Origin of the sequence: Neolewinella maritima (genome assembly GCF_923081025.1) — a bacterium.
Classification (GTDB): Bacteria; Bacteroidota; Bacteroidia; order Chitinophagales; family Saprospiraceae; genus Neolewinella; species Neolewinella maritima.
This window is the reverse complement of the sequence record NZ_CAKLPZ010000001.1, coordinates 102,572-127,264: the sequence shown is the minus strand read 5'-3', so window position 1 is coordinate 127,264 and position 24,693 is coordinate 102,572. Positions and strand designations below refer to the sequence as shown.

22 protein-coding genes are annotated in these 24,693 nt (G+C 61.4%); 3 read left to right on the top strand and 19 right to left on the bottom strand.

What is annotated here, in order from left to right; all coding sequences use genetic code 11:
- Window positions 1-38 precede the first annotated feature (38 nt).
- Both MJQ68_RS00580 and MJQ68_RS00575 read right to left on the bottom strand, forming a co-directional pair.
- Complete coding sequence (locus MJQ68_RS00580) at window positions 39-1,832, bottom strand: ABC transporter ATP-binding protein (protein WP_238749023.1); 1,794 nt, start codon at window positions 1,830-1,832, stop codon at window positions 39-41.
- Between the two features lie 139 nt (window positions 1,833-1,971).
- Window positions 1,972-3,732 carry an aminopeptidase P family protein gene (locus MJQ68_RS00575; protein WP_238749022.1) on the bottom strand — a complete coding sequence of 587 codons (1,761 nt, stop codon included), beginning with the start codon at window positions 3,730-3,732 and terminating at the stop codon, window positions 1,972-1,974.
- 109 nt (window positions 3,733-3,841) lie between these two features.
- On the opposite strand from MJQ68_RS00575, the gene MJQ68_RS00570 reads away from it, so the two are divergent.
- Window positions 3,842-4,645: a class I SAM-dependent methyltransferase gene (locus MJQ68_RS00570; RefSeq protein ID WP_238749021.1), complete on the top strand. Its 804-nt coding sequence runs from the start codon at window positions 3,842-3,844 to the stop codon at window positions 4,643-4,645.
- A 133-nt stretch (window positions 4,646-4,778) separates the two neighbouring features.
- Here MJQ68_RS00570 and MJQ68_RS00565 read toward each other — a convergent pair whose 3' ends face one another.
- The 8 genes from MJQ68_RS00565 to MJQ68_RS00530 all read right to left on the bottom strand — a co-directional run bounded on the left by MJQ68_RS00565 (window position 4,779) and on the right by MJQ68_RS00530 (window position 11,527).
- Window positions 4,779-6,089, bottom strand: a complete 1,311-nt coding sequence (locus tag MJQ68_RS00565) for a lipopolysaccharide biosynthesis protein (RefSeq protein WP_238749020.1) — start codon at window positions 6,087-6,089, stop codon at window positions 4,779-4,781.
- Entirely contained in the window at window positions 6,079-7,413 is a 1,335-nt protein-coding gene (locus MJQ68_RS00560) for a saccharopine dehydrogenase family protein (RefSeq protein WP_238749019.1), read from the bottom strand. Before MJQ68_RS00560 ends, MJQ68_RS00565 begins: the two co-directional genes overlap by 11 nt.
- Before the next feature lie 31 nt (window positions 7,414-7,444).
- The gene (locus MJQ68_RS00555; RefSeq protein WP_238749018.1) at window positions 7,445-7,921 is read right to left on the bottom strand and encodes a GNAT family N-acetyltransferase; all 477 of its coding nucleotides are present in this window, start codon (window positions 7,919-7,921) and stop codon (window positions 7,445-7,447) included.
- 60 nt (window positions 7,922-7,981) lie between these two features.
- Window positions 7,982-8,749 carry a zinc ribbon domain-containing protein gene (locus MJQ68_RS00550; RefSeq protein WP_238749017.1) on the bottom strand — a complete coding sequence of 256 codons (768 nt, stop codon included), beginning with the start codon at window positions 8,747-8,749 and terminating at the stop codon, window positions 7,982-7,984.
- A gap of 36 nt (window positions 8,750-8,785) precedes the next feature.
- Window positions 8,786-9,577 (bottom strand): Nif3-like dinuclear metal center hexameric protein, encoded by a 792-nt coding sequence (locus MJQ68_RS00545; protein WP_238749016.1) that lies wholly within the window; start codon window positions 9,575-9,577, stop codon window positions 8,786-8,788.
- On the bottom strand, window positions 9,574-10,056 hold the full coding sequence (gene rfaE2, locus MJQ68_RS00540; RefSeq protein WP_238749015.1) for a D-glycero-beta-D-manno-heptose 1-phosphate adenylyltransferase: 483 nt from the start codon (window positions 10,054-10,056) through the stop codon (window positions 9,574-9,576). Before rfaE2 ends, MJQ68_RS00545 begins: the two co-directional genes overlap by 4 nt.
- Before the next feature lie 66 nt (window positions 10,057-10,122).
- Window positions 10,123-10,596, bottom strand: coding sequence for a hypothetical protein (locus tag MJQ68_RS00535; protein WP_238749014.1), 474 nt, complete (start codon window positions 10,594-10,596; stop codon window positions 10,123-10,125).
- Complete coding sequence (locus MJQ68_RS00530; protein ID WP_238749013.1) at window positions 10,586-11,527, bottom strand: D-2-hydroxyacid dehydrogenase; 942 nt, start codon at window positions 11,525-11,527, stop codon at window positions 10,586-10,588. Before MJQ68_RS00530 ends, MJQ68_RS00535 begins: the two co-directional genes overlap by 11 nt.
- A 248-nt stretch (window positions 11,528-11,775) precedes the next feature.
- Here MJQ68_RS00530 and MJQ68_RS00525 point away from each other — a divergent pair, with 248 nt between their 5' ends.
- The gene (locus MJQ68_RS00525) at window positions 11,776-12,351 is read left to right on the top strand and encodes a CvpA family protein (protein WP_238749012.1); all 576 of its coding nucleotides are present in this window, start codon (window positions 11,776-11,778) and stop codon (window positions 12,349-12,351) included.
- Between the two features lie 105 nt (window positions 12,352-12,456).
- Here MJQ68_RS00525 and holA read toward each other — a convergent pair whose 3' ends face one another.
- The 8 genes from holA to MJQ68_RS00485 form a co-directional block, all read right to left on the bottom strand.
- Entirely contained in the window at window positions 12,457-13,476 is a 1,020-nt protein-coding gene (gene holA / locus MJQ68_RS00520; RefSeq protein ID WP_238749011.1) for a DNA polymerase III subunit delta, read from the bottom strand.
- 25 nt (window positions 13,477-13,501) lie between these two features.
- Complete coding sequence (locus tag MJQ68_RS00515; protein WP_238749010.1) at window positions 13,502-14,698, bottom strand: aspartate aminotransferase family protein; 1,197 nt, start codon at window positions 14,696-14,698, stop codon at window positions 13,502-13,504.
- A gap of 21 nt (window positions 14,699-14,719) precedes the next feature.
- Window positions 14,720-15,217 carry a DUF4252 domain-containing protein gene (locus tag MJQ68_RS00510; RefSeq protein ID WP_238749009.1) on the bottom strand — a complete coding sequence of 166 codons (498 nt, stop codon included), beginning with the start codon at window positions 15,215-15,217 and terminating at the stop codon, window positions 14,720-14,722.
- 40 nt (window positions 15,218-15,257) lie between these two features.
- A complete protein-coding gene (locus MJQ68_RS00505) occupies window positions 15,258-15,758 on the bottom strand; it encodes a DUF4252 domain-containing protein (protein WP_238749008.1) in 501 nt (166 codons plus the stop codon).
- 51 nt (window positions 15,759-15,809) lie between these two features.
- On the bottom strand, window positions 15,810-16,274 hold the full coding sequence (locus tag MJQ68_RS00500; protein WP_238749007.1) for a hypothetical protein: 465 nt from the start codon (window positions 16,272-16,274) through the stop codon (window positions 15,810-15,812).
- Complete coding sequence (locus MJQ68_RS00495; RefSeq protein WP_238749006.1) at window positions 16,271-16,774, bottom strand: RNA polymerase sigma factor; 504 nt, start codon at window positions 16,772-16,774, stop codon at window positions 16,271-16,273. Before MJQ68_RS00495 ends, MJQ68_RS00500 begins: the two co-directional genes overlap by 4 nt.
- A gap of 197 nt (window positions 16,775-16,971) precedes the next feature.
- Window positions 16,972-18,009 carry an SPASM domain-containing protein gene (locus MJQ68_RS00490; protein ID WP_238749005.1) on the bottom strand — a complete coding sequence of 346 codons (1,038 nt, stop codon included), beginning with the start codon at window positions 18,007-18,009 and terminating at the stop codon, window positions 16,972-16,974.
- 94 nt (window positions 18,010-18,103) lie between these two features.
- A complete protein-coding gene (locus MJQ68_RS00485) occupies window positions 18,104-19,669 on the bottom strand; it encodes a TlpA family protein disulfide reductase (RefSeq protein WP_238749004.1) in 1,566 nt (521 codons plus the stop codon).
- 147 nt (window positions 19,670-19,816) lie between these two features.
- Here MJQ68_RS00485 and MJQ68_RS00480 point away from each other — a divergent pair, with 147 nt between their 5' ends.
- The gene (locus MJQ68_RS00480) at window positions 19,817-21,868 is read left to right on the top strand and encodes a glycosyl hydrolase family 95 catalytic domain-containing protein (RefSeq protein ID WP_238749003.1); all 2,052 of its coding nucleotides are present in this window, start codon (window positions 19,817-19,819) and stop codon (window positions 21,866-21,868) included.
- A gap of 123 nt (window positions 21,869-21,991) precedes the next feature.
- Here the strand turns inward: MJQ68_RS00480 and MJQ68_RS00475 are convergent, their stop codons facing one another.
- A complete protein-coding gene (locus MJQ68_RS00475) occupies window positions 21,992-24,640 on the bottom strand; it encodes a DUF5916 domain-containing protein (protein WP_238749002.1) in 2,649 nt (882 codons plus the stop codon).
- Between the last annotated feature and the right edge of the window lie 53 nt (window positions 24,641-24,693).

The following is a 24,693-nucleotide window of genomic DNA, read 5'->3' as shown; positions in this document are numbered from 1 at the left end:
GGAGGCCACTCGACCTTTGCTTTTGCAACGCCTCGACCTTACTGCTCGTCGACCTCCTCGGCAAGCTGGCGCTCGACGATCTCGGAGTAGTAGCCGCCGTTGGCGAGTAGCTCCTCGTGGGTGCCTACCTCGGCGACGTGGCCATCCTCGAGCACGATGATCTTATCGAACTTGAGGTGGCCGTAGATGCGGTGGGTGATGATGATAGCGGTCTTGTCCTGTAGGGCCTCGTTAAAGTAGCCCAGGATCTGCTGCTCGGTATTCGTATCAACGGCGCTGAGGGCATCGTCGAGGATGACAATATCGGGCCGCTTGATGAGCGCGCGGGCGATGGAGACGCGCTGCTTCTGTCCGCCGGACAGCGTCACACCCCGCTCCCCTACCAGGGTATCGAAGCCCAGGGTGAGGCCCTCGATGTCTTTGTACACCGCGGCGTACTTGGCAAACTGCTCGATCTCGGCCTCGTCGGGATCGTGGTCGGCCCCGAAGGCGATGTTGGCCCGGATGGTGTCGGAGAACAGGAATACATCCTGCGGTACGTAGCCGATGCGGCGGCGCAGATTGGCCAGTCCGATCTTGGATACGTCCTTGCCGTCGACCAGGATGCGCCCGCTGGTGATATCGTACATGCGCAGCAACAGGTCGGCTATGGTGGTCTTGCCCGAACCGGTGCGGCCGATGATGGCCAGCTTTTCGCCGGGCTTGAGGGTGAAGCTGAGTCCGTCGATGGCCTTGATGCCGGTATCGGGATAGACGAAGGTCACGTCCTCGAAAACGATGGAGCCGCGGATGTCACCGCGGTAGTCCGGGTCGGGATCGATCACGGTGGGCTCGGTGCTCAGAAACTCATTGATCCGCTTCTGACTGGCCGAGGCCTGCTGCACGATACTGGCGATCCAGCCGATCGCCGTGACCGGCCAGGTCAGCATATTGACGTAGATGACGAATTCGGCGATATTACCCGCGCTGATCTCGCCGGCTACTACCTGCAGTCCGCCGACGTAGACGGTCAAAATCGTCGCCGCACCCACCATGAAGATCATCAGCGGAAAGAACCAGGCATCCACCTTGGCCAGGTCTACGCTCATATTCTTATACACATCGCTCTGCCCGGCAAAGTAGCGGATCTGCTGCCGCTCCCGCACGTAGCTCTTCACCACCCGAATACCGGAGAATACCTCCTGGGCGATGCTCGTGAGCCGCGACAATTGCTGCTGGATCAGGGTAGACCGCGTATGGATGATATTGCTCACGTAGTAAATACTGATCGCCAGCACCGGTAGGGGGATCAGTGTGTAGAGCGTCAGCGTAGGACTCACCGCCAGCATACTCACGATCACGAAGATGATGGTCGACACCAGGTTGGCCATGTACATCACGGCCGGCCCCAGGTACATGCGCACCTTGTTGACGTCCTCGGTGATGCGGTTCATCAGGTCACCGGTATTGTTGCGCTTATAGAACTCCAGGCTCAGGTCCTCATAGTGCTGGAAGATCACCTCCCGCAGGTCATACTCGATGAGGCGCGACATCACGATGATCGTCTGCCGCGTCAGGTACAAAAAGAAGCCCATGATCAACGCCAGCAGCAGCACGAGCCCCGCAAACAGCATCAGCGTATGGCTCAGGATACCGAAAAACTCGCCCTGCACCCCGAAGCCGTCGTACACCCCGTAGGCATTCACGTAGTCGATCACCAGGTCCAGCGCCTCGCGGATCACCTGCGGCTGCAGCACCTGAAAGTAGTTGCTGATACAGATAAACACGATCCCCAGCGCCATGCGCAGGCGGTACGTCCAGAAAAAGCGGTTCAGGTATTTGAGGTCGCCCAAGGGGTGCGGGGTTATAGGGGGTGAACGCCTGCTGGGGGGGATAGTTGGTCGGCGTTTCTACAGACTAAACACGGAGGTGCACGAAGATCCACGGGCCCTCCGTGTACCTCCGTGCCTTCACCTCCGTGTTACTCCGTGTTTAGATCTCCCCACAAGCCTCCTCCAGCCAGGCCAACTCCTCACCGGATAGCAGGGGGCCCACCCGCTCCAGTACCGTGGCGTGGTAGGTGTTAAGCCACTGCACCTGCGGCCGCGCCAGCAGACTTACGTCGATCAGGGCGCGGTCGATGGGGAAGAGCGTGAGGGTCTCGAACTCGAGCCAGTCTTCCTGGGGGGCGGGGCGTACGGCGACCAGGTTTTCCGTGCGGATGCCGTACTGCCCCTCTTCGTAGTAGCCCGGCTCGTTGCTCAGTACCATGCCGGACTCCAGGGCGTGCTGGGCCGTGGGGGAGCGCGGATTGGGACTGATGCCCGCCGGCCCCTCGTGTACGTTGAGGAAGAAGCCCACCCCGTGGCCCGTGCCGTGGCCATAGTTGAGCCCCTGCTGCCAGAGCGGACGGCGCGCCAGCACGTCCAGCTGCACCCCGCTGGTACCGACCGGGAAGCGGGCCGTGGCCAGGTCGATGTGGCCCTGTAGCACCAGCGTGAAGTTGCGGCGCTGCGCATCCGTGACCGGGCCCAGGGCGAAGGTGCGGGTGATGTCCGTGGTGCCGTTCTGGTACTGTCCGCCGCTATCGAGGAGCAGGATACCGTCGGCCTTCACGGTAGCCGAGGTGTCCGCGCTGGCGTGGTAGTGTACGATCGCGCCGTTGCCGCCGTAGCCTACGATGGGGTTGAAACTCTCACTGACGTAATGGGGGTACTGCGCGCGGAGCTCCGCGAGCTTCTGCCCGATGGCGTATTCCGTGATCCCGTCTTGTACAGCACCGTCGAGCCAGCGACGCAGGCGCAGCAGGGCTACCGCGTCGTGGCGCATCACTTCCCGTAGGTGGCCCAGTGCTACGCCGTTCTTGATGGCCTTCCAGCGGGGGATGGGGCTGGCTACGCCGCAGTCTGCAATGCCACCGGCCACCGTAGTCAGGTAGACGGAGGTAGTGGTGGGGTCGAGGCCGATGTCGGCGTCCTTAGCATTGAGGCTACGCAGGTAATCGGCTACGGCGCCGTAGGGGTGGCGCTGCAGTTCGGACAGTTGGTCTACCCAGGGGGCGAGGGCCTCCGCCTGCTCGGCAAAGACGGCATGATCGCCGCGCCGGCCGGCCACGAAGTAGCCCACCATGAGGGGGTTGAAGTCGATATCGGTACCCCGGATATTCAGCAGCCAGGCCAGTTCGTCGAGGGCGGACACGAGGTAGTAATCCAGTTGCTGCTCGCCCATCCAGTCGGTGAGTTGCTGCAGGCGATCTTGCCACTTTTCGCCGCTGAAGTCGGCCAGGTGCTCGCTGATCGGCCGGTTGGGCAGGGCCGGGCGGTCCTTCCAGATCAGTCCGACCAGGTCGACATCGGTGCGCAGTTGCAGTTGGGCTTTCTTCAGGGTGGCGCCGAGTTTCTTGGCGGCCCGGGCGCTGAATACGCGGCCGTCTACGCCTACGGTCTGTCCGCGCAATAGGTGGTCGCCCAGCCAGTCGGCGTACTCCGGCGTGTGCGGCGTTTTGAGCTTCATGAGCTGGATCTCCGTGCCGGCCAGTTCCTCTTCAGCCTGCAGGAAGTAGCGGCTGTCGGTCCACAGTTTGGCATCGTGTAGGGTCACGACCAGGGTGCCCGCCGAGCCGGTAAATCCACTCAGCCACTCCCGGGCCGCCCAGCGCGGCGCGGGGTATTCGCTCTGGTGGGGGTCGGTACTGGGGATGATGTAGGCATCGAGCTGGTGTTCGAGCAGTTCGTGACGGAGGGCGGCTAGCATAGCGGATAGTTTGTGGGCGGGGGAAGATACGGTAGGGCAGCGGCCCTATCATCCCTGGAGCGCACCCCCCACCACGGCCGTATCATTGCGTCACAACCCTCCCCCGCCCATGTTCGACATCACCAAAGTGCTACGGCCAGCCCCTGACGCCCGACCCGCCCCGGGGGAAGTGATCAATCTGCTGGCAGACGGTGGCGAGAACTACGTCGCCCACTACCAGCGCGACGCCGTGGAGTTCGACTACTTCGCCGCACCCGCGGACCCCGCCACCCTGCACGAAAATGAACGGCTACACCAGGAGATCCTGCGGCATGTTCCGTCGTCCACCCGGGTAGTGCTGGACGTGGGGTGTGGCAGCGCCTGGGTGGCCCGCGAACTGCTCCCTACCAAAGAGGCGGTCATCTCCTTCGATATCGCCCTGCGCAATACGACCGAGGCACTGCGCCGCTACCCCGCCCCGAACCACTATGCGGTGACGGGAGATGCCTTCGATCTACCGTTCCAGGATGGATCCATCGATGCCGTGATCTCCAGTGAGGTAATGGAGCACGTGCCGGACGTATCCGCCTATCTACGTAGTCTGGTGCGGGTAGTCAAGCCGGGCGGTACCATCGTCATCTCTACGCCCTACAACGAGACGATCCAGTACTCGCTGTGCATCCACTGCAATCAACCCACGCCGCTGCACGCCCACCTGCACAGCTTTAATGAGGCCCTGATGGAAGAGCTCCTGGCCCCGCTGCCGGTGCGCTACACCCTACATACGCTGTCGAACAAGGCGCTGCTGTACTTGCGGACGCACCGGCTGCTCCGTCACCTGCCCTTCGGCGCGTGGCGCGCGGTAGACGGACTGGCGAACCGGGTAGTGCGAAAACCGGCGCGGCTGGTAGTGGTCATCAAGGTCGAGACCTAGTAGGTCGAGCGTCCGGGCCGTGGAGGCCCGGCGCCTAAGCTGCATGTCTACCGCCCCGATAGCTATCGGGGGACGCCGCTTTTTACTACCGCGGCGGGACGCCGCTGCGTACTGTGCAGTGGGACGCCGCAGCCTACTGCATCCAGTAATAAGCAGCAAACAAAGCAGTTACATAAGCAAAATACCAGCGCAGATCCGCAAACTCCCGCCAGCGGATGCCCGTGCGGTAGCGGAGGTAGAGGACTAGGCATGCCTCGTGAAAGTAACTGGCCAGTACCGTACCCCACACGATACCCACCAGGCCGTAGCGGGGGGCGAGTAGCAGGGACAAAACGATATTGACCGCCAGCTCCAGCACGCCCCAGAGGTAGATCTGCCGCGTCTGCGTGAGGGCCGTAAGTACCGACATGGCGAACACCACCCGGCAGCCCACCACCAGCAGAAAAGTCCGGAAGATCGGTAGGCTATCGGCGAAGGTGGGGGTGAAGACGCGCGTCCACCAGCTATCGGCGGTGAGCATCATCGCGAGGGCCAGGAGGAAGAGGTAGTGAAATACCTTGCGGGATTGCTTGCGCAGCTCCAGCAGACCGGCGGCGCGGTCGCGGGTAATCAGGGGGATCGCCACTACCGTCATGCCGCTGATCAGGGCAGCCAGCAGGGGCAGTTCCCGCACGCCATAGCGGAATAGGGCGAAAACTTCCGGATCCCCGTCGTACCAGTAGTTGACCACCCAGGGGTCGGCGGCCGTGACGAGGGCAGCTACGGAAGCGTAGGCTACCAGCGGACGGCTGAGCTTCATCCACTCCTGGAACTGCTCGCTAGTTGGATTTGGCTCGACGGTAGTGGATGCGCGGCGCGGCAGCAGCGTCCACAGCAGCACCGCCACGACCTTCGCACCGGCGAACGCGCCCAGTACCTGCATGGCCTGTAGCATGGACGCACCGAGGTAGAGGGGCAGCAGCAGCGACAGTAATAGACCGGCCGCATTGATCACCGCATATACGATCAGTGCGCGGGCCTGTCCCCGCAGCAGCAGGGCCTGCTCGAAGCAGTAGGACGGCCAGCGGCTCAGCAGCAAGAGGAAGAAGAGGTACCAGCCGACGGGCACCGTCTCGATCTGCAGCAGGGCGAAGAAGGGGTCGCGCAGTAGGGCCACACTGCCCAGAATGAGCGCGGATATTCCCGCCATCACCTGTACCGCGGTACGTGAGAACCGACCGGCGTGCGGCTCGGTCAGCACCCCCATCTGCACCAGAAAACCCTGGAGCAGGCCGCTCGTCCAGCCGAAGCCAAGTAGGAAGCCGAGAAACAGCAGGGTCTCCCACTCACCGATGAGCTCGCGGGACACGCCTAGCCGGGGCAGCGCCAGAGCGATCAGGATGTAGGCTCCCTGGCGGCTGGCCTGGTTGAACTGACCGGCCCGGACCAGTCCGCTAGCAGTCAACCGTATGGTGGGTAAATTCCATGCCGTACTGCTCCATCTCCTTCAGCACCGGCTCGTAGACCTCGCGCATGGTGGGGATGTGCACGCCGGTGGTCTGGATCTTGCCCTCGCTCATGAGGCGCACGAAGATGCCCAGGGGCAGGCCCACGAGCCGCGACATGGCAGTATCCTGGCTGTTCTCGCCCTTCATGATCAGGTTGGAGACGTCGCGCTTCTGCTTGCCATCGAGGGTGTACTCGATCTGGTGTTGCATGACGATGAGGTCCTTGTCGTCGGGCTGCAGCTGCCACTTATCCAGCAGTAGCCGTTCGAGGATCAGGGCGGGGGTGGCCCCCTTGAGTTTGATGCGCTTCTTGCGGAACAGGCCCAGCCAGATGAGGCGCTTCATCACCTCCCCCTGGGGGTCGAGGTCGAGCATACCGGCGATGCGGTCCTTGACCGAGCCGCTGCCCGTGGGGGCCAGGGCTTCCATCAGTTCGTGGTAGGTCAGCGAGTTGCTGTCCAGGATGGGGAAGTCACCGTCCGTCATGCCGATGTGGATCAGGGCGTTCCAGGCGGCGCAGTAGCCGGGATACCGCAGGGTGCCGCGCAGGATGGTGGGGATGCCGTTGAGCCCATACTGCTTGCGGTATAGCAGGCTGTCGCGGTTGGCGTAGGCTTCGAAGGTGCCGATACCGTCGATCTCCACATCCCAGGTGTTGGCGAACACGCGGTAGTAGGGAAGGTACTTGAGCTTTTGCTGGGATAGGTACTGGGCGGTGCCCTGTCCGGCGAGCACGACGTTGCGGGGGTTCCAGGTGAATTTGTAGCCCCAGGGGTTATCGTTGCTTTCGGGACTGATCAGGCCGCCGGTAAAGGAGCGGAAGGAGGTCACCTCGCCCCCCAGTTCGCGGATGGCGTTGATGCGCTGCATGGCCGACATATGGTCGATGCCGGGGTCCAGGCCCATCTCGCCCATAAACATCAGCTCGCGGTCGCGGGCCTCGTCGCCCAGCCGGTACAGCTCCTGACTCACGTAGCTGGCGGTGACCAGGTGCTTCTTGAGGCGGATGCAGTCCTGGGCTACCTCGATGTGCAGGTGGGCGGGCAGCAGGGAGACGACGATATCGGAGCGACTGATGAGCTCGCGGCGGTCATTGGTCTTGGTGACGTCCAGCCAGGCGGTGGTGCCGCGGGGGTGGTTATTGACCTTGGCGGCGGCAGCGGCGGGGTCGGCATCGGCTACGGTGATGTTCCAGCCGAGGCGTTCGCTGTTGTCGAGGCAGTACTTGATGAGCGCGGAGGAGGACCGGCCGGCACCGATAATAAGAATACGGGAGGACATAGCGGCTAAAGTACGGTGGGCAGGTGCACTTCTAGGTGTAGGAGGCTGCAAGTTCTTGCAGTGTCGTGCCGGTCACCCGCTGCACGGTCCAGCCCTCCATAGGCTCAGCACCGATCGCGCGGTAGAATTCCACGGCGGGCGTATTCCAGTCCAGTACGCTCCACTCGAAGCGGCCGTAGCCCCGCTGCACGGCGGTATGGGCCAGAAACTGTAGCAGGGTCTTACCGATCCCCTTACCCCGCAGCTCCGGCAGCACGAATAGATCTTCCAGGTACAGCCCGGGCTTACCCAAAAAAGTAGAGTAGTTGCGAAAGAACAGCGCAAAGCCGGCGGGAGCCCCCTCGTGCTCGGCGATCACGACCTCAGCGGCGGGCTGCTCGCCAAACAGCGTACGCTCCAGATCCGCCTCGGTAGCGGTGACCTCGTGCGCCAGCTTTTCGTAATCGGCAAGCTGACGAATGAAATTAAGAATAACGGGAAGGTCGGCACGGGTAGCAAATCGGATCAAGGGACAAGGTTTTGAGGAGGTCAAGGTAGCCCCTAACCCCTTAAGTCCTTAACTCCTTGACTACGCCTCTACCGTATTCTCCTCCAGGATGGTATCGTCGACCAGTACGCGGCTGCAGTGCTCACAGGCCATGACGCGCTTGCGCTGGCTGATCTCGAGCTGCTGCTGGGGTGGGATGGCGTTGAAGCAACCGCCGCAGGCGTTGCGCTCGACGGTAACTACGGCCAGTCCGTTGCGGTAGTTGGCACGGGTCTTGTCGTAGGCGCGCAGAAAGCGGTCTTCGATGAGCTTGCGCTGCTTGTCCGACTGCCGGCGAAGCTTCTTCTCCTCCTTTTCGGTCTTGGTGATGATGCTCTTGAGCTCCTCCTGCTTCACTTCCAGCAGTTTGAGCTTGGCGTCGCGGCGCTCCTTAGTGGCGTCGAGGGTGGCCTGACGACCTTCGAGGTCCTCGGTGTTGGTCTTGGCCTTCTTCTGGCTCAGCTGAATTTCCAGCCGCTGCATCTCGGTTTCCTTCATCAGGGCCTCGTACTCGCGGTTGTTCTTCACGTTGTTCATCTGCTCCTCGTAGCGGGAGATGAGCATGTTGGATTCATTGACGTTGGCGTCGTGGCGGCTGATCTCGGTCTGCAGCTCCTCTACGACGGCCTCGGTGCGGTTAATGCGGGTCTCCAGACCGGCGATCTCGTCTTCCAGGTCACTGACTTCCATGGGCAGTTCGCCCTTGAGGATCTCGATCTCGTCAATCTGAGAATCAATGAGTTGCAGGCGATACAGTTCGCGCATTTTTTCTTCGACCGTCAGTTCGGAAGTGGGGGCAGCAGCAGCCATGCGGGGGATCTTTTTAAGGGGTAAGCGGGAGTCCGTTCAGCCGACGAAGTAGTGGACCGGGTTAGTGGTCTGCTCCGTGGAAAGGACCGCAAAGGTAGTGAATTCTTTAGTTAACACCTCCGCAAGTAGTTGAGTTGTAAACTGTTCGGATTCGTAGTGGCCGATATCGCAGATCACCACCTCGCCGTCCGCGTCGAAGAACTCGTGGTATTTGTAGTCGGCCGTCACGAAGACCTGCGCGCCGGCCCGCTTGGCATCATCGAGCAGGAAGCCGCCCGCGCCGCCGGCCACGGCTACGGTGGTCACCTCGCGGTCCAGCAGGGCGGTGTGCCGTACCACCTCGGTCTGCATCCGCTCGCGTAGCATGGACAAAAAGGCCGTCTCCAGCATCGGCTCGGGCAGCTCGCCGACCATGCCGGAGCCCACGGTGCCCTCCTCGTTCTTGCTGCGCAGTAGCCGCAGGTTCTCCAGGTCCAGCTGCTGGGCGATCCGTTCGTTGACCCCCCGGTGACGCACGTTGTCCAGGTTGGTGTGGATGGCGTAAATGGCTACGCCCAGCTGGATGGCCCGGATCACGGTACGCTCCACATAGTTGGTCCCGTTGAGGCGCTTGAGCCCGCGGAACACGATGGGGTGATGGGCCACCACGACATTGCACCCGCGCGCCGCCGCCTCCTCGATCACGGCCTCCGTACAGTCCAGACTGGTAAGGATACCGGTCACCTCGGTAGCCGGATGGCCCACGATCAGTCCGGCATTGTCGTAGCTTTCCTGCAGGTGACCGGGCGCGATGGTCTCCAGGAAGTCAGTGACCTGTTGAATCGTCATAGCGAGGCGAGAATACGGGTGGTAGAATAACCGTCCACGAACGGAAGCACCTCCACGCTGCCGCCCCAGCTGCGCACCTCGGGCGCACCCACAATGGTGGCCTCGGTGTAGTCGCCGCCCTTCACGAGCACGTCGGGCCGCAGGGCCTGAATCAGGTCGATGGGCGTATCCTCCTCGAAGGCGATCACGCCGTCTACAAAGAACAGGCTGGCCAACAACTGCATGCGGGCCTCTAGCGACATCACCGGACGGCTATCCCCCTTCAGCCGCTTCACGCTGGCGTCGGAGTTGACCCCCACGATGAGGCGCTTACCGAGTCCGGCGGCCTGGGCCAGGTAAGTCAGGTGGCCGGGGTGCACCAGGTCGAACACGCCGTTGGTGAACACCGTGGGCTGGCTCACCACCCGCCAGCCGCAGCGGCGGCGGCTCAGGTCGGTCAGGGAAAGGAGCTTGTCGTGAACTAGTTCTAGGGGCGTCATGGCGAAAATTCGCTGGGTTGGTGGGCTGTGGTGGACTAAGCTACGGGTTATTTAAACACATCACCCCTACCGCCGCCCAGCCACCTGATACCGCGCCCAGGCATTATAAATGATCCGGAACGGCATCATCGCAGAAGCCACCACCGCCCACACCCCGAAGAAGCGATACTCGGCGTGCATGTAGCGGTCGATGGTCGTGCCCACCTCATTGTCCAGCCCCTGCACTAGCACGTCCGGGCCTCGCTCGTCGAAGTACACGACAAAGCCGTTGAAGGCCTGCACCATATAGAAGATGAGCGGGATGAGCGCCAGGGCCAGCAGCGCCCCCACGATGAAGCGGTCGCGCAGCCAGCTCACTTGCAGCAGGAACAGGTAGCGGGTGACCGTCACGGCCGTCACCACGTAGATGAAATTGGGCAGGAAGAACGGGAAGTTCGGTACCGCGGAGTGGATCGGTAGCAGCACCAGACCGGCCAGCACGAGCGTGAAGGCCCACCAGGTGAGTTCGAAGGCCGCGGTGGTAGTTCCCTTACTTGGCAAAGTGGTCGCGGATTTTTTCGAAGAGCTCTACACCGATGTTGTCCTGTGCCTCCCCGGTGGCGGCGCCGATGTGGGGGGTCACGCTCACCCGGGGGTGCTCGAGCAGGTCGCGCCGGGGGCTAGGCTCACCCACGAAGACATCCAGGGCCGCGCCGGCGATCTTGCCGCTGTTAAGCGCTTCCAGCAGGGCATCCTCGTTGATGACACCGCCGCGACTGGTGTTGGCGATGATGACGCCGTCCTTCATCTTCGCGATCTCGTCGGCCCCGATCAGGTCGCCACCGGGTACGTGGATGGTGATGTAGTCGGCCTGCGCGAGGGCCTCGTCCAGAGGTACGGTCTGTAGGGTGAAGTCTACGGACTGTCCGTCGAAAAAGTCCACCTTCACCGTATCCTGGTCTTTGTACAGGTCTACCGGCAGCACCTTCATACCCAGTCCCAGCGCCATACGGGCCGCCGCGATACCGATTCGACCAAAGCCGATCACGGCCAGGGTACGACCGCGCAGCTGCTGTCCGCCGGCATAGGCCTTTTTCAGCTTGCCGAACTCACCGTCTGCCTTGGTCAGTTCCCGATTCGAGCGGTGCAGGAAACGGCTCAGCGCGAAAAAGTGCCCGAACACCAGCTCCGCCACGGCCTGACTGGAAGCCGCCGGCGTATTGTAGGTCGGAATGCCCTTACCCTGGGCGTACTCGTGGTCGATATTGTCGATGCCCACGCCGCCCCGCAGGATGGCCTTGAGGTTGGGCGTCGCGTCGATCAGCTCCTTGCGGACCTTCGTCGCACTGCGCACGATGATGACGTCGAAATTATTGAGCTTGGTTATCAGCTCGTCCTGGGGGATCTTGTCGGTCACTACTTCGTAGCCGGCGTCTTCCAGTAGTCGTTTGCCGCTGGCAGCGATGCCGTCGTTAGCTAGTATGCGGATCATAGTTGTCAAGGAGTTAAGGGGTTGCGGAGTAAAGGGGTTAAGGGCGGTCGTTGTGGGCGTTGTAGGTGGGGGTAGGCGTTGTAGGCGGGATAGGCGGGCGGGGCCGCGGGTGCGGGGAATAGCGAAGGGGCGCAAAGGTAGGATGGATCGCGCTACCCTGCGTACCTTAACCAAAGCAACGCTAGTACGTTTACTGCCCTAGGGCCTTAACCCCTTAGCCCCTTTACTCCCTAACCCCTTGTCCCCCCATGGTCATCGACATCGTCTGCCTCGTGTTCCTTGCTTACGGCTTCTGGGTCGGGTATAGTAGGGGCATCATTTCTACGGTCCTGAGCCTGGCGAGCTACCTCTTCGGGGTGTTGGCGGCGATGAAGTTCGGTCCCATCGCGGCGGAGATGATCTTCGAGGCCTTCCCGGCCGTGACCAGCGCGGGGGCCTTCGTGCTGGGCGTGGTGCTGCTATTTTTCCTGACGCTCATCCTGTTCCGCATCATCGCCCGCGGCCTCACCGGCTTCATGGAGCGGGTCAATATCAACTTCATCAATCAGGTGCTCGGCGGACTCCTCTCCGGCCTCTTTTTCACCTTCATCTTTTCGGGTCTGGTCTACTTCGGCGACCGCAGCCGCATCATCACCGACGAAGTCAAGGCCAACAGCATCACCTACCCCGTACTGATCCAGCTGCCCGATATCGTCATCGAGAACGGTAAGGCGATCTTCCCCATCTTCTACGACTTCTACGAGCAGGCCGTGGACGCGATGGACCGCTTGCGGGATGGCGTGGACCGTAGTGAGAACGATAGCATCTTCGATCTGCCGGAGTAGTTTAAACACGGGGAGTAGTTTAAACACGGAGAGCACGGATTTAGAGCACGGATTAGCACCGAAGCATCTGTGTAATCCGTGCTCAAAATCTGTGTAGATCCGTGTTTAAGCCGGATGCATCAGCCGATACGTAAGCTCCTTCAGCAGCTCATGCTCCTCCCGGCCGGCCAGGTTACTCCCTACCCCCTTGCTCTTCAGGTCATACTCCCGCAGTAGAGCGAAGACATCGTAGAGAGCGGGCTCGCTGTAGTTGCGGGCGGTCTGCTCGTAGTCCTGCAGGAAGAAATCGAAGCGGAGGCCGAGGGCTTTAAGTTGTCCCTGCCGGCTCTCGCCCCGGCGGTGCAGCTCCTTGAGCAGGAACACCTTACTGAAGTAGTTGTACAGACTCCCCGTGATCATGGGTAGCGGACCGGCCTTCGGGTTGGCCCGGAAGTAGTTGAGGATGCGGGTGACCTTGACCACGTCGCGGTGGCCGATGGCGCGCTGTAGCTCGAAGACGTTGTAGTCCTTGCTCACGCCCACCTGATCCTCTACGATCTGGGCGGTGACCTCGGTGCCGGGGGTTAGATTGAGGAGCAGCTTATCGAGCTCGTTGGTGATCTTGCCCAGGCTGGTGCCCAGGAACTCGGCGAGTAGATTGGCGGCTTCGGGGCGGATCGTGTACTTGCGGTCGCGCAGGTAGTTGGTGATCCAGCCGGGTACCTTGTTGTCGTATAGCCCCTTGGCTTCGAAGACTACGCCGTTCTTCTTGATGGCCTTAGTGAGCGCCAGGTTACCGTTCAGCTTCTTGTGCTTGTGGCTGATCACCAGTACGGTCGTGGGGGCGGGCCGCTCGACGTACTTGGCCAGTTCCTTGAGTCCCCGCATATCCTGGGCTTCGCGCAGTAGGATCAGCTGGCGCTCGGCCATCATGGGGAAGCGGCGGGCGGCATCTACGACCTGCAGGTGTTCGGTGTCCTTGCCGTACAGAATGGTCTGGTTGAAGGCCCGCTCGTGCTCCTGCAGCGCGTGCCGCTCGATGGCCCCCTCGAGCTGGTCGATGAAGTAGGGCTCCTCCCCGTGTAGCAGGTACACCGGAGCGAAGTCCTTGGCCTTGATCGATTTGAGCAGCGTGGAAAAATCCATGGTCGCGAAGGTAGGATACGCCCGGCTACTCCCCCGCCCCGCCGTCGTCATCCAACGCCGCCAGCAGCACCCCGCAGGCCCACGTGATCTCCTCTTCGGTGATGGTCAGCGGCGGGGCGATGCGCAGACTCCGCTCGTTGAACAGGAACCAGTCCGTGATCAGCCCCCGCTCCAGGCAGCCGGCAATGACCCGCCGGATCTCGTCGAAGTCGCTCAGCTCTACGGCCATCCACAGACCGGCCGAGCGGACGTGGAGAATTTTCGGATGTACCAGTAACCGGTGAAATAGTGCCTCCTTTTTCGGCACGTCCGCCAGTAGCTCGGGTTGCTCCAGTAGCGTCTGCAGCACGGCCACGCCCGCCGCGCAGCTTACCGGGTGGCCGCCGAAGGTGGTGATGTGACCCAGGACGGGGTTGTTGGTCAGCGTCTCCATTAATGCACGGCGGGCCACGAAGGCGCCCAGTGGCATGCCGCCGCCGAAGCCCTTGGCCAGCAGCAGCACGTCCGGCACCACGCCGTACTGCGCAAAGGCGAAGAGCGTACCCGTGCGGCCCATGCCGGCCTGTATTTCGTCGAGGATCAGCAGCGCGCCCGTTTCATCGCACCTGCGTCGCACCGCCCGGATCCACTCGGGGCGTGGTTTGCGGATGCCCCACTCGGCCTGCACCGTCTCGAGGATGACGGCGGCGGTCTGCTCGGTGATGCGGTCCAGACAGGGAGTGCAGTTGAAGTCGAGGTGGCGGATGCCGGGTAGCAGCGGATGGAAGGCGCGCGTGAAGTCCTTGGGCCACATCAGGCTGGCCGCCCCCTGGGTACTGCCGTGGTAGGCGCGGGTGGCGGAGATGAATTCGGTGCGACCGGTGACCCGCTTGGCCAGTTTCATGGCCCCCTCGGTGGCCTCGGTGCCGGAGTTGGTGAAGTAGACGTTGTCGAGCCCGTCGGGGAGCTGACTGCATAGCAGGGTCGCCAGTTCGACCTGCGGACCGAGCACGAACTCGCCGTACACCAGGGTATGCATGTAGGTGCCCGCTTGCTGCTGCACGGCCTGTACCACGGCCGGATGATTGTGGCCCAGGGCACTCACGCCGATGCCGGCGATGAGGTCGAGGTAGCGCTGGCCGGCCGTATCGATCAGGTAGACGCCCTCGCCGCCGGCGATCTCGAGGGCCATGGGGGCGGGGCTGGTCTGGGCTACGTGTTTGAGGAAATTGGCGCGCTGCATCCGCGCAAAGGTACGTCCGGCCTAGAGCGACTCCAGGTCGTTCACGACCCGCCCGAGCTCCTCCGCGGATAGCTGCGCCTTGGCGGCCACCAGCGTGGTACGGTCGTCTTCGGTGAGGATGGTGAGGATCTCGCGGATCTTCTTTTTGTGGTAGCGCACGGTAAGCGTGATGCGGGTGCCGTCCTGGGTGCGCAGCTCGGCCCAGCGCTCGAAGCCGCGGTAGCGCTCCAGACTGTACAGCAGGTTACCGATGCTGGCCTCGGGGCGGCGGAAGTCGGCGTTCTCGTAGGTGACCATGCGCACCGTACCCAGGTCACCAAGCAGGCGGAACAGGGCGCGCTCGTCGTCGTCTTCGGCGGCGGTGACGGCGATGCTGCTGGCCAGTCCGATCAGGAAGCCGGGTACGGTGAGGGCCACGTTCTCTTCCCCCCGGCGGTGTTCCTTGATGAAGTCCTTGATGACGACGTCCTGCGCCCCGAGGGTAGCGGTCAGCAGGATGAGGATGAGTAGCGTGCGCATAGTGAGTCGATTATAGGGTGAGTAGAAAGGAGAGGGGGCCCTAGTCCAGGGCCTGCTGTAGTTCGCTGAGCTTGCTGAGGTCGATGTTGCCCACGAAGCTTAGCATGGCGAAGGTGTCGCGGGTGCCCACTAGCAGGAAGAGCTCATTGACTATAGCCCGGTCGTTCTGGATGAAGGCCTCGACATTCTGCCCGTCCTGGGTGCGCACCTTGAAGAGCAGCTCGTAGGTATCGGTACGGATGCGGCCCTTGGCCTCTTCGTAGAATTTTAGGGGCGTCACGTCGGTGTTCAGCACGCGGATACCCTTGATGTCGCGCACAACTTCCAGGATGGCCCGCACTTCGTCTTCGTCGATCTCATCCAGGTCGATCTTCGCGTCCTCGAATAGCTCGAACATCTTACCGCTGACGTACACGGCCGTGAAGCGCTCGTCGTCCACGTACTCGCTGAAGTAGTTCGATATCGCATCCAGGGGCAGGGCGTTTTGCGCGGCCGCGGGTGCCAGGTAAAGCAGGAGGAGCAGGGTGGTTAGGTAGCGCATGATGGTTAGTGTTGTAGTTCTGTGGTTCCGTAGGGGGTGGTGGCGCAGGGCTTAGTCCAGGATGTCGCGTACTTCGCGGAGTTCGCGGACGGTGATCCCGGGGCCTTCGTTGAGCTTGTCGGAGGTGGTGGTGAGTACGGTCTTGAGGAAGCGCAGGGCTTCTTTTTCGTCGGTGATCTCGTGCTGACTCCAGTCTACGGCCTGCCGCTCGGCGACCGGGAAGGTGGTCAGGCCGGGCTGCTGCCAGCGGTAGGTGCCGCGTACGGCGAGCAGGAGCAGCAGGGCGGCGGCGATGGCCAGCAGGGTACGGCGCAGGCCGGGGCGGGCGGTGAGCTTTCGGGGCGGGGCGGTGATGGCGCCCTGCTGCTCCCAGTAGGCGAACAGGGAGGCGTAGGGGGCTAGCTCCGCTGGCACGTCAGCCGTGCGGAAGTAGGTCTTGAGGTCGTGCTCTTCGGCCGGGGTGGTCGTGCCGGCGAAGTAGCGATCGAGCAGGGCGGTGGCGTGGGTGTGGTTCATCGTTCGACGATCTGTTCGTGCAGCAGCAGTTGGCGCAGTTTGCCGCGGCCGCGGTGGAGGTATACTTTGACCTGGTCTACGGTCAGTCCGGTCGTCTCGGCGATCTCCCGGTAGGGGAGTCCTTCGACCTCGCGCAGTTGTAGCACGCTGCGCTGATCGGCGGGCAGCTGCTGCATCAGGCGGTGGATATGGCCGAGGGTGTCGGCGCTTTCCGCCAGGCAGTGGGGCGTACGGCTCGTCTGATCGGCTACGGCCGCGGCCCGCTCGTTGGTCGTGCGCACCCTGCGCGAGCGCAGTCGGTCGATGGCCCGGTTATGGGTCATCTTCAGCAGCCAGGCGGGCGGGTTGTCGAGGGCCTCGATCTCCCGGCGCCGCTGCCAGCCGCTGAGCAGCACTTCCTGTACCACATCCTCGGCCTCTCCGTCATCGCCCACCATCCGCAGGGCCAGCCGGTAGAGGCGGTCGCGGACGGAGGCGGCAATGGTGGTGAAAGGGGGCACGTGGTACGTTTGCGGGGTACACGGGCCAAAGTGGGGGGATGTTACAGGGGGGACGTAAGATTTTCTACTAATTGCTGCTTTGTGGGGTGGTTAAACACGGATTGTACGGATTTGGGGCACGGATTCATCGGTTTGGCGGACCTACGATCCGTGGTAGATCCGTGAAGACAATCCGCGTATTCCGTGTTTAAACCTACCTACACCTCAGCCCCCAGCCACACCTCGCACCCCTCCGTACAGTTCTGGCAGATGTCGATCTCCGACCTTCCCTTCAGCAGCTTGGTACGGAAGTCGTCGTAGGCGGCGCCTTCCCAGACGTCGTGCAGGCTGTCCGTTTTCACGTCGCCGAGTCGGTGGGTCACGTCCTTATCGAAGCAGCAGGGGGCAACCAGGCCGTCCCAGGTGATGACGCAACTGTGCCAGAGTTTCCAGCAGTGGTTCTGCAGCTTATTCTTGATGCCGTAGGTACCGTCCCCCTTCTTGTAGTAGCGGGCGTACTGCTCCTGCTCGGGCATGAGGGGGTTGCCGTGCTCGTAGTCGTACAGCTGGGCGGACTTGAACTTCACCTCGTCGATACCGATCTCGTCGGCGAGTTGCACGACGTCGGCCATCTGGTGCTCATTGGGTTTCACGACCAGGAACTGAAAGATAAGGTGGGGGGTGGGCGATTGCAGTTCGGCTTTCCACTTCACGAGGTTGCGCGCGCCCTGTAGGACGGTTTCGAGCTTACCGGCCTTGCGGTACTGCTCGTACACCTCCTGGGTGGTACCGTCTACGCTGATGATGAGTCGGTCCAGACCGCTCTCGATGGTCCGCTTAGCGTTGGCGTCGTTGAGGAAGTGGCCGTTGGTAGAGGTGATGGTGTACACGCCGCGGTCGCTGGCTTCCTTCACCATATCCAGGAAGTCGGGGTTGATGTAGGGTTCCCCCTGAAAGTAAAAAATGAGGTACAGCAGCCGGTCGGCGATATCGTCGAGGGTGCGGCGGAAGAAGTCGGCCTTCAGGTTGCCGGTGGGCCGGGTGAACTCCCGTAGTCCGCTCGGGCACTCCGGGCAGCGCAGGTTGCAGGCCGTGGTGGGCTCGAAGCTGACGGTAAAGGGCTTGCCCCACACCACCGGCCGCTGCAGCCAGCGCGTGGCGTAGTAGCTGGCCGTGACCTTCGTGGCGTTGATCACCCGCCGGGGGGTGAGCTTGCGCAGGAAGTTGAGGGTGTCGCGGGGGTAGAGGGTGGGCATGGGGCGTAAAGGTACAGGCTGGGATAGGGGTCACCCGCCCTTAGGTTATAGACTCTGTCGGTTTATCGACCACTATCCCGAATATCACGCAGCGTCAGTTTTGACTGACAAAATCGCTAAGCAGCGGATCGCTTGGTTTTGGACACGGTTGACATACTGGAGAACCATCGGAATCTACCAGTACATAGGTGGGGGCTCCGGTGGTTCCTGCGGCGGCAACGACATCCTTTAAGCCTGCATGCGGGATAAGGTACTGACGTTGCGTAGGTGGGCGGTGCTCTTCCAAATAGCTCTTCCAGGTGTCCGGACGCGTACTGTGTGCCACGTAGATCAGCTCTACCTCCGGGTGTTCGGTAAGAAATTTCTGCTCGTGAGGTTGTTCCTTTAGGCAGGGCATGCATCCAGCAAACCAAAACTTCAGCAACCGGAACTTCATCTCCCCTTTTTTCCCAATAGTCTGCTGGCTACCGTTTGGAATCTCCCACTTGCTTTCCAAAAATTGCTGTAGCCCTTCGATTGAGGTTGAACGTGCAATGGTTGATCGCTCCAGGTCAGTTATTGTAACAAGATGTGCGGGTGGCAGGTGTTGCTTCAACTTCAGGATGTTCTCCTCTTTATTCAGGTACACCCGTTGATCAACGATTAAACCTGCCAGGTGGTCGGCTATGGCATCCGCCCGGCGAGAGGTGATGGGAAATTTGATGTAAGCATTGGCCCGGGCCGTCATCAAATTAGTCGAACTGCCGTAGCTCGTATCATAATTTTCTTCGGCCACAATCTGCGCCCAGTTTATCATAACGTCTGTATAGGTAGGGCTTTGGTAGTAAGCTTCCTGCGCCAGTAAACTTTCTATTGAGTCCAACATTATGGCGGGAACCGGAACGGTATCTTCCAAAAAGAACAGGTGATAGTTATGTGACATCGTACTTTCAAAGAATGACGCAAGTTCTAGCGTACGTAGAAGTAGAGATGGAATGTAACTTGGTAAACCCTCAGGAATGGTAACTGTATCAAAATGTGCCTTAGCATTTTGAAAATGAGCCTGCTGTAATTTCACCAGATTGGTTTCCGTTGGAGGCTGACGTCCAATCAGGTTGAGTGGAAGTATCACGCGATCTATGTAGGCGTACTCCAAGGCGTAGTGTCCAACTTCCACCATTTCGGAATCGGTGTGTACGAGTACGCGATCGAGTCCCGGAAGCACCATGCGCAGGTTAACATTGTACTCCGATTGGTAGAAGACATACCGTGGCCGGTAGAGGTCTAAGGCCACCCTAATGGAGTCACCCGGCTGAAGGCTATCTGGCAGAATTACTCCAAGGTCAAGGTGGTAATCCTGCACCCTTCCACTGATTTCGCGGGCGCTTGATCCAGCATTTACGAAGGTGATCGTAGTGGGAATAGGGTCTACGAAAGACGCCGATTGCCAGGGTACTTGCTCGGTGTTCGGGTCCGCGGAACACGAGCCGAATAACAAAATGAGTGACAAGGCGGCAAGAAGTACTCGAACCATTTTACTCCAGAGATGCCAGTTAATGCCAATTTGGTGTCCATCGTGTTCAACTGTTCGTAGCAAAATAACGCGCGTCCAGTTTTTCCGCGTCATTCCAGTCTCCGCGAACGGCTTTATCCGATTGTCGCGGGGGTAGAGGGTGGGCATGGGGCGTAAAGGTACGCTTAGCCGACCTCGTCTATCCCTTACCCTAGGTAGTTACTGGTGTACGCTTTGACGACGTGCCGGTGTTGCCATACCATATCTCTCAGGAGGCATCATGACCTTTACTTTACCACGCGTACCTTAACCGCTATGCGATTTCTACTGCCCCTCCTCCTGTGTATGTGTCCCTACTTAGCCGTGACCGCCCAGAACGCCGATCCCGACCCCGGCTGGCAAATACACACCGAAGACCGCACAGACTACACCGGTATCGCACTCGCCAACGGCCGGATCGGCCTGCTGAGTTCCGCCGAACCGCTACAGATCCAGCACGTAGTGCTGAACAATGTGTACGACGTCGATTCCCATACGCTCGTCAGCCAGGTGCTGCACGGAATGAATTTCGGCAACATCGACCTGTACATCGACGGCGAGCCAATCAGCAGTGAGAACATTACCAACTGGTCGCAGACGATGGATATGCAGCGGGCAGCACTGACCACGAGTTTCGACGTCGAAGGCAAAGCCACGATCCACTACACGGTATACGCCCTGCGCAATATCCCCTACAGCGGGTACTTCGATGTGGCGGTCGAGGCGCGGGAAGACATCGATCTGCGGGTAGTCGGCAAGATCATGACACCGGAGGAATACCAGCTTCCGGAGCAATCGTTCGAAGTACTGCGCGACGTGGAAACTACCATGCCTATTCTGCAATCCAAAGCCCTGAGCCCCTTCGGAAAACACCTCGTGGCGGCGGGCGGCACCTTCATCTGGCACGCCATCAACTCTTCGCGCGAGGACGAGCGGCCGGAGCTGACCCACCGCATCGTCTCGCCCTACGAAAACACCCTCGAATGGGAAATGAGGCTTCCCCGCGGTGAGCAACTGGAGTTTGCCTGGACGGGCGCCCAGTGTACCAGCAAAGATTTTGCGGACCCCAAATCGGAGGCCGACCGCATGATCATCTACAACCTACTCAACGACCGGGACGTACTGATCGATCGGCACGAGGCCGCCTGGGCCGATCTGTGGCGGGGCGACATCGAGATCGAAGGCGACCCGCAATTCCAGCTCGACGTCCGCCTGGCCCTGTACCACCTGTACGCCTTCGGCCGGGGGGATTCCGACCTCAGCATCGCGCCCATGGGCCTCTCCTTACAGACGCCCTACAACGGCCACATCTTCTGGGATACGGAGCTGTGGATGTTCCCCCCACTCCTGCTGTTCAATCAGGATATTGCGCGGTCGCTGGTGAATTACCGGTCCGACCGGCTGGGCAAGGCCGTACAGCGCGCCCGCAACTACGGCTACCGCGGAGCGATGTTCCCCTGGGAGAGCGATGATACCGGCGAGGAGGCTACCCCTCCGTTTGCCCTCACTGGCCCCTTCGAGCACCACATAACGGCGGATATCGCCATCGCCTTCTGGAACTACTTCCGCGTGACCAAGGATAAACAGTGGCTCCGTGAAAAGGGCTACCCGGTCATCAGAGCAGCAGCGGACTTCTGGGTAAGCCGCGTGACGGCCAATGCCGACGGGACCTACTCGATCAAAAACGTAGTGGGGGCTAATGAATTCGCACCCAACGTAGACGATAATGCCTTCACGAACGGAGCGGCCATCACGGCCCTCGATTACGCCGTCCGTGCGGCACGGGAACTTGGCGAAGTGCCGGATCCGCAGTGGGAACGGGTAGGCACGGGTATCCGCATCCTCCGAATGGCGGACGGCACGACCAAGGAGCACGCCGCTTACGACGGTGCCATCATCAAACAGGCGGATGTCAACCTACTCTCCTACCCATTAGAAGTAGTGACCGACTCCGCCGCTATTCTACGCGACCTACGCTATTACGAGCCAAAGATATCCCCGGAAGGGCCGGCCATGGGCAAGTCGATCTTCGCCATCCTGTACGCCCGGATGGGTGATACGGACAATGCCTTTCGCCTATTCAAGGAAAGCTACGTACCTAATTCGCAGCCGCCCTTCGGGGCACTCTCGGAGGTGGCTACCTCCAACTACTCCTACTTTGCTACCGGGGCCGGGGGGATGCTGCAAACCGTGCTATTCGGCTTCGGTGGCTTACAGTTGACCGACGCGGGCATCACGCAGGGCCCAACGGCCCTACCCGCGCAGTGGACCTCCTTGACGTTGAAGGGGATCGGGCCGGAGCGGAAGACGTACGTGATCGAGGAGTAAGCTGCTACGTAGTAGCACAAGATCCAGCCGGGCACCTCCCATAACAAAGGAACCAATCGGCGCGCACCGATTGGTTACCCTAAATACTTAATCAACTAGCACAAAAAAGATCTTTCGAGCCCCTTAGCGGAGCCAGCGGTAGGTCATCTTTATCAGGAAATTATTGCGGGTCTCTTCGGAGAAGATGTTACTGCCCAGCGAGGACACCACTCCGCGGGCGGGATCGTCGTTGGCCGTAGCGCCCTGCGACCACACCAGGAAGAGCTCCGAGCCGGGCCGGTACTCCCAGCGGGCCACCAGGTTGGAGCGGAACTGGACGAAGTTGAAGTCGGGATCGCCGAACTCCATGACCTCGTCGCCGTCCACCCGGTACCGGCCCACCTCAGTGTCGAACTGCACCGCCTCCCGCGCAAACACTTCGAAGCGGTCGCCGAACGTAGGGGCCTGCCCCCGCCCCGTGAAGCGCTTGAAGTTGGTGTAGGTGCCCCGGCTCACGAAGGGCTGCCCGTAGTACTGTAGGGTGAGGTCCGGGGTGAGATTGTAGTTCAGCCGCAGGGTGGCGCTGAGGGTGCGCTGGTCCACCAGGCCTACGATGTATTCGGTGCTGCCGTCCGCCTGTTCGAGCTGGTCTACGTACTGATCCGCCCGCTGGAAGCGCGTGTAGCTGGGCGACAAGCTCAGGGATAGCGCATCCATCGCCTGCCAGTTGGCCTGTACGTAGTAGGAGCTCTGCCGTTCGCTGGCGTCGAAGGCCGTGTAACCGTAGTGATTCAAGAAGGCCACCACCTTCTTGCGGCTATCGCTAGACACGTAGCCAAAGTACTCCGCACCCGCGCTCCGCCGCAATACTGGTCCGCCGCGCAGGTCCGTTTTGGAGGCGCGCTGTAGCAGGTAGGTGCCGCCGCCGCCCACCCGCCAGAAGTTGGTGAAGTTGGCGTGGCTATTGGTGTTGATGCCCTGGTAGAGCGACTCGCCGCTGAAGTCGAAAGTGGCGTAGTAGTTGCCGTTGATCTGGAAGCGGCGGAAGATCGAGAAGGGCTCCTGCCACCGCCGCGCCGCCCAGCCGAAGTAGTTGATCTCGTCGGCGTTGCGCATGAAGCCGATGTCGTTGATCTCGAAGCCGGGCGAACGCCAGGTGGCCCCCGACTCGAAGATGAAGTTGCCGGCCAGGTTGCCCACCTTAAGCATCCCACTGCTGCCGTTGAGGCTTGTAGCGGTACTGTCTACTTCCAGGTGCTCCGCGTCGGGGCGCTGGAAGAAGTGCTCGAAACCAGTCTGGGTATTCAGGATAGCCTGCTGGCTACCGCTGACCGAGCTCAGCACGGTATTGCCCGCCAGGTACCAGGCGCGGTCCTTCCAGCGGTGCACGAAGTCGGCGCCCCCCGAGTAGGCACGCCGGTGCAGAAAGTTGAGCTCCGGGTCGTCGTCCATACTCCGCTGTACCCCCGTGAAGATGGCCCCCACGTAGGTGTCGCCGCCGCGGAAGTCCTGCTGGATGCGCCCCACCTGGTAGTTGGTCAGGGGTTCTACGACCTCCTCGCTACGCTCCCCCCGGTCGTCGATCGTAGCGAGTTCGCGCTGGGTGGTGCTCTGCAGCAGGCCTACGGACAGGCCCGACTGGGTCTTGCCGCTAAACTTAGCCGCCCCCAGGATCGTGGTGTTGTCGGGCTGGTCCACGTAGTAGGAGCGGCCGCCGTCGGAGCCGATGAAGCGGGCCGGGGAGCTGCCGATCCGCCGCGAGTAGAACAGCTGATCGGAGGTATGACTGCCGCCCGCCTCGGCACTGCTCAGGCTGAAGTCGAAGATGTTCTGCCCCTCCACGAAGAAGGGCCGCTGCTCGCGGAAGAAGATCTGGTAGCCGTCCAGGTTCAGGGCGCCGGGGTCAGCTTCAACTTGCCCGAAGTCGGGATTGATCGTAAGGTCCAGCGTCAGGTCGTTGGTCACACCGATGCGGGCGTCCAGGCCGGTGGAGAAGCGGCTGTCCGCCCCATCCACGAAGGGGTTGCCCTCCTCGGCGGGGTAGGTCGAGTGCTGCGCCAGCACGTAGGGCTGTAGTTCGACGTTGCGGCGCGGTTTGAGGTCCTTGAGTCCGCGCAGCTCACCGAAGCGGCTGACCCACCCGCTGGCATTGCGGTCCCGCGGCTGCCAGATGGAGCGCTCGTCCATGCGAAAGTCGGTGCGGGTAGACTGAATGCCCCACACCTGGTCGGCACCGGCCGAGAACCGCAGCTGCGATAGGGGAATACGCAGCTCGGCCGTCCAGCCGGCGGAGTCGATCTGGGTGCGGGTCTCCCAGATGGGGTTCCAGGAGCTGTCCCAGTTGTTGCCGTCGTTGGAGATGAACTCATCGCCCTTCACGCCCGAGGCCGAGACGGTAAAGGAAAAGGCTGTGCGCTTGTCGTGGTAGCTGTCGATGTTGAGCTCCACCCAGTCACCGGGAAACTGGTCGCGGCGGCCCATCCGCGCTTCGATCTTTGCCGGCTCGCTGTCCAGGCAGCGGTATGCCACGTAGAGGTTGCGGTCGTCGTACAGGATCTTGAGAAAGGTCTGCTGGGTGGGCGGATTATCCGGGTTGGGACTGTACTGGATGTAGTCGCCGCTCCACTCCACCAGCTCCCAGGCGACCTCGGTAGGGCTGCCGTCGATGAGGGGAGGCTCGGCGGTGCGCACGGTCTGGTACACCTTCTGGGGGTACTTGACCGCAGCCGTAGTGTCCTGTGCGGGAAGCAGGGCCGTCAGGGTAGCCAGTAAGACCAGTAGAGTGATGCGCATAGTGGACCAGGAGTGAGCAAACGTTTGATAAGGATAGGGACGACTGATCCCTA

Coding starts and splice junctions, on each gene's coding strand:
- MJQ68_RS00575 (WP_238749022.1), bottom strand. CDS start 3,732: ATGCTAGCCGCCCTCCGTCACGAACTGCTCGAACACCAGCTCGATGCC.
- MJQ68_RS00570 (WP_238749021.1), top strand. CDS start 3,842: ATGTTCGACATCACCAAAGTGCTACGGCCAGCCCCTGACGCCCGACCC.
- MJQ68_RS00560 (WP_238749019.1), bottom strand. CDS start 7,413: ATGTCCTCCCGTATTCTTATTATCGGTGCCGGCCGGTCCTCCTCCGCG.
- MJQ68_RS00550 (WP_238749017.1), bottom strand. CDS start 8,749: ATGGCTGCTGCTGCCCCCACTTCCGAACTGACGGTCGAAGAAAAAATG.
- MJQ68_RS00545 (WP_238749016.1), bottom strand. CDS start 9,577: ATGACGATTCAACAGGTCACTGACTTCCTGGAGACCATCGCGCCCGGT.
- rfaE2 (WP_238749015.1), bottom strand. CDS start 10,056: ATGACGCCCCTAGAACTAGTTCACGACAAGCTCCTTTCCCTGACCGAC.
- MJQ68_RS00530 (WP_238749013.1), bottom strand. CDS start 11,527: ATGATCCGCATACTAGCTAACGACGGCATCGCTGCCAGCGGCAAACGA.
- MJQ68_RS00525 (WP_238749012.1), top strand. CDS start 11,776: ATGGTCATCGACATCGTCTGCCTCGTGTTCCTTGCTTACGGCTTCTGG.
- holA (WP_238749011.1), bottom strand. CDS start 13,476: ATGGATTTTTCCACGCTGCTCAAATCGATCAAGGCCAAGGACTTCGCT.
- MJQ68_RS00515 (WP_238749010.1), bottom strand. CDS start 14,698: ATGCAGCGCGCCAATTTCCTCAAACACGTAGCCCAGACCAGCCCCGCC.
- MJQ68_RS00510 (WP_238749009.1), bottom strand. CDS start 15,217: ATGCGCACGCTACTCATCCTCATCCTGCTGACCGCTACCCTCGGGGCG.
- MJQ68_RS00505 (WP_238749008.1), bottom strand. CDS start 15,758: ATGCGCTACCTAACCACCCTGCTCCTCCTGCTTTACCTGGCACCCGCG.
- MJQ68_RS00500 (WP_238749007.1), bottom strand. CDS start 16,274: ATGAACCACACCCACGCCACCGCCCTGCTCGATCGCTACTTCGCCGGC.
- MJQ68_RS00490 (WP_238749005.1), bottom strand. CDS start 18,009: ATGCCCACCCTCTACCCCCGCGACACCCTCAACTTCCTGCGCAAGCTC.
- MJQ68_RS00485 (WP_238749004.1), bottom strand. CDS start 19,669: ATGCCCACCCTCTACCCCCGCGACAATCGGATAAAGCCGTTCGCGGAG.
- MJQ68_RS00480 (WP_238749003.1), top strand. CDS start 19,817: ATGCGATTTCTACTGCCCCTCCTCCTGTGTATGTGTCCCTACTTAGCC.
- MJQ68_RS00475 (WP_238749002.1), bottom strand. CDS start 24,640: ATGCGCATCACTCTACTGGTCTTACTGGCTACCCTGACGGCCCTGCTT.